This is a genomic window from Paraburkholderia sp. UYCP14C, from assembly GCF_004197395.1.
Classification (GTDB): domain Bacteria; phylum Pseudomonadota; class Gammaproteobacteria; order Burkholderiales; family Burkholderiaceae; genus Paraburkholderia.
Window position 1 is genome coordinate 1 of sequence record NZ_SELS01000250.1, and the last position, 1,390, is coordinate 1,390.

The 1,390-nt window shown below is 62.7% G+C and carries 2 protein-coding genes; both read left to right on the forward strand.

What is annotated here, in order from left to right:
- Positions 1-67: 67 nt before the first annotated feature.
- Positions 68-457, forward strand: a complete 390-nt coding sequence (locus EVC45_RS44625) for a transposase (RefSeq protein WP_129964363.1) — start codon at positions 68-70, stop codon at positions 455-457.
- Positions 454-1,353: an IS3 family transposase gene (locus tag EVC45_RS44630; protein ID WP_129964364.1), complete on the forward strand. Its 900-nt coding sequence runs from the start codon at positions 454-456 to the stop codon at positions 1,351-1,353. Before EVC45_RS44625 ends, EVC45_RS44630 begins: the two co-directional genes overlap by 4 nt.
- Positions 1,354-1,390: the final 37 nt, after the last annotated feature.

The following is a 1,390-nucleotide window of genomic DNA, read 5'->3' on the forward strand; positions in this document are numbered from 1 at the left end:
TGCGGCGGCTCCGGTTTTTCTGGACACAGAGTTGGGGTAAAACGTGTGATCCAAACTGGAGTAGTTGATGTTGAAGAAAGCCGATACGAAGCCGATTGCGCCAGAGGCGCTGGAAGGAGCGCGTAGCGCGACTGCAAGCGCCTCTGGCGCGTCCGAAATCAAACGCTGGTCTACCGGCCGCAAGCGTAGTGTGGTGCTTCGGCTGCTGCGCGGCGAACCCGTCGACGCCGTCTCGCGCGAAGTCGGTGTGACGATCGCCGAGCTTGAGCAATGGCGTGAACTGGCGCTGAGCGGTATGGAAGCCGGCCTCAAGGCACGCACTACGGATCCACTGCAGGCGCGGCTGAACGACGCCGTGCGGCGGGTCGGCGAGTTGTCCATGGAAGTCGAAATCCTCCGCAAGGAGCGTGATCTGCAGGGCCGCCGCCCTTTGAGCGTGCGGAGGTCGTCGACATGAGCCACACGATCTCCGTCAGCGCAGGCAAGCCCTTTGGATTGCAGAGGGTCTGCCAGGTGCTCCAGTTTCCGCGCTCGACGATCTACGCGGTGCGTGCGAGAGCAGCAGCTAACGTGGTGCCGATCATCGCAGGACGTCGCGGCCCCAAGCCGAAGATGCCAGATGTCGAGCTGCTCAAGGCCATCCGCGACGATTTGGCAGCGTCGCCATTCAGCGGCGAGGGGCACCGCAAGGTCTGGGCGCGGCTGCGCATCCTGCACGACATCCGGGTCTCCCGGACCCGCGTGCTGCGCCTGATGCGCGAGCACAGCCTGCTCTCGCCTTACCGGCGGCCCAAAGGTGAACCCAACCTTCACGACGGCCGGATCACGACTGATCGCCAGAACGAGATGTGGGGCACCGACGGCGTGCGTATCGCGACCGTGGACGACGGCATGGTGTGGATCTTCTCGGCGGTCGATCATTGCGACGGCATGTGTACCGGCATTCATGCTGCGAAAATCGGTGACCGCTTCGCGGCCCTCGAGCCGATCTCCCAGGGGCTGCTGGCCGAGTTTGGCTCGGTAGTCACCGACTCGGGGCGCGGGTTGTCGCTGCGCATGGATCACGGTTCGCAATACACCTCGGATGACTTCCGCGAGCAGATCCGATTCTGGGGCATCGCACCCAGCTACGCCTTTGTTGCCGAACCGCAGACCAACGGCGTCGCTGAGCGGTTCAACAGGACGATGAAGGAGCAGGCGATTCATGGGCGCATCTTCAGAAACCTGGAGGAAGTTCGTGCTGCGGCCATCGCGTTCAAGGACCGATACAATCGCCACTGGCGTCTTGAAAAACTGGGCTTCAAATCACCCCTCGAAGCCCGTCAGGAAAGGCTGATGAAGCTGGCCGCCTGAGCTGCAAAAGCTTGTCCAGACAACCGGAGCCGATACA